Annotated in this window: 3 protein-coding genes; all 3 read right to left on the bottom strand. The window is 33.4% G+C overall.

What is annotated here, in order from left to right:
• Nucleotides 1-83: 83 nt before the first annotated feature.
• Complete coding sequence (locus tag ACN4EE_RS22850; protein WP_431708815.1) at nt 84-284, bottom strand: hypothetical protein; 201 nt, start codon at nt 282-284, stop codon at nt 84-86.
• 82 nt (nt 285-366) lie between these two features.
• Nucleotides 367-1,500: a hypothetical protein gene (locus ACN4EE_RS22845; RefSeq protein WP_431708814.1), complete on the bottom strand. Its 1,134-nt coding sequence runs from the start codon at nt 1,498-1,500 to the stop codon at nt 367-369.
• A partial coding sequence (locus ACN4EE_RS22840; RefSeq protein ID WP_431708813.1) for a PrsW family intramembrane metalloprotease occupies nt 1,497-2,373 on the bottom strand: 877 nt, incomplete at its 5' end. The genes ACN4EE_RS22845 and ACN4EE_RS22840, both read right to left, overlap by 4 nt.

Below are 2,373 nucleotides of genomic sequence, written 5' to 3'. Positions count from 1 at the left end.
GATTAATAAAATAAATCTTTCCAAATTTAGCTTAATGGTAAAAGTGAACAAAATCGACTATTTCCTGATAACATCAAAAATATTTAACGGAAAAAATTACCGAACCATCCACACTGATTACACAGTTCAGCTATTTCTGGATATTGATTGGCTGTCGATTCTAAGGGCGTTACGATCGAGCTATCACCAATATCGATTCCATTTTCAATCATTAGCAGAGTTTCTTGTTTAGCTGAGTTAACTAAATTCTCTAGGTTAATTTGAGGGATAATAGTTTGATTCATAATTAGAAATTTATGGACTAAATTTATAATCAACACTAATATAATAACCTGAGTTCCATCAGATTATTTGTAAATAGTCAAACTATCGAAATTTAGTTACTTTGATAAAATCTGAATCAACTATTATTAAATAATGATTCTTTTGCACTGTATAAGACCTTAATTCTATTTGAGTTGAACCATCAGGATAATAGTAAGTATTTTGACCCACCAAAGTAAGGGTATCTACTGTTTGAATAGTTGTCTGTAAATTATCAACGGTGACTTGGACAAATTGATCAAAAAAACTAGGATTAAATACATCAGATAATTGAGGTATATAATATTTTTGAGCCTCCTGATAATTTTTAGCCGATAAAGCCGAATAAAGATTTTCTATTACTAAACGTTCTTGACTACCATCACTGACAATGAGCGTCTGTATATTCTCTTGCGGTTTTGTAGGTGATGGCGGAGGAGTCACTTCCTCCCTAACTTGTTGTTGTTCTAGTTGATTTTGGTTTTGTATTAAGGAAAAAATAATTGTTATTCCTGACAGAAATAAACCTAATAGCACACCCAGAATAGTATTTTTTCGTCTGGTTTTAGCTTCAAGTCTTTCTTTTTGTAATCTTTGAAAATCTTGTGTCTCTTTTTCTTTCAGTTTACGTTCAGCTTCAATTCTAATTTGCTTTTCTATGTTGATTTTTTCATTATAATCTCGTTGACGTTCTTCCTCTTGTTTTATTTTTCTTGCAGTTTCAAGTTGTTGTCGTTCTAACTCTAATTGTTTTTGTTTTTCAACTTCCAATCTTTTTTTCTCAAGATGTTGATTTTCCGATTCAGGGAATTGCTGACTTTTCTTTCCCTCATTGGTTTGAGGAGAAACGTTAAAAGATGAGGAATGTTTAGTTTCTTTTAACTCGGATTCGGTTACTACTCCTAACGCTAAAGCCCAAGTTTCCACTGCCCATTGAGACGCTTCTTCTTGAAAACTAAGATCCATTAATTTTTTTTTCGATCGAGCTAAAATAGACTCTTTCGGAGTTCCCTGACTGATATTGAGCAAATCAGTAGCTATTCCCTCATAGAGTGCATCTATTAAAACTTTAATTTCAGCTCGATATTCACCGCAATAGTCTAGTAAAAAGCCCTTACAACGAGAAGGATTATTACATAAATTACTACCTTGTTCTTTGATTATTTGGATTAATTTTTCTCTAGGTAAATTATTCATGGCTTTTGACTCCGATGATAAACTTGAGTAGCAAAATTTTGAGAACGATGAGGAGAAAGTTGACGGGCTTTTAAAATAGCCGCCACTAAAAAAATATAGGCAAATATTCCAGAAATTCCTAAAACTAGAACAGCATTCGATCGTGAAAGGGAAGCGGAGGCATTCCAAAAACTATGAAGTGAAGCGGAAGTTAGCCAACCTATTGCTAATAATAGCCACCGTTTTGATGGTTTCATCATCGCTAAACCAATAAAATAACCAAAATAGCCACTATAAGCCATGTGTCCAAACACTGAGCCAATAATACGAGGAATTAATAACTGAAGTCCAATGGATAAATCCTCCGTTTCATTAATAATAGTTGGAACATACTGTCCTAACGTTTCAAAAAGAGTAAAACCGAGTGCCGAAGCCGCCACCATGACGATACCATCTAATGGTTCAGTTACTCCCATCTTTTCACGCCAAGGCGATTGCAGTTTTGAGCTAATGGCAATAAGAATAAATACGGGTATAGCTTTTGCCAATTCTTCTGCTAATCCAGCCCCGAAAAAGTTGGCAATTAAATGAGAGAAAAAATTGGCATCCTCTGGTAAATTAAATACATCTCCGGGTAAAATATCCCTAAATACGATCGAAATCACCAGAAAAATGGGACTAATTAATAAAATCATTTGACTGACGGCAATCAAAATTAATAACCACCACGATTTATTTTTCCCACATAAATAATAGATAAAATAGTAACCTAGCCCTCCAAGATATATAGCCAATAAACTACTAAAAGTTCCAAAATGACCGATCGAAGCAAATAAACCAATAACAAAAATTACAGTTAAAACACCTAGAATAATAAACCCTTTAGTTAATAAT

The organism is Geminocystis sp. CENA526, assembly GCF_050753365.1.
Taxonomy (GTDB): Bacteria; Cyanobacteriota; Cyanobacteriia; order Cyanobacteriales; family Cyanobacteriaceae; genus Geminocystis.
Note: the sequence above shows the minus strand (reverse complement) of the source record. Positions and strands in the feature narration are given on the sequence as shown.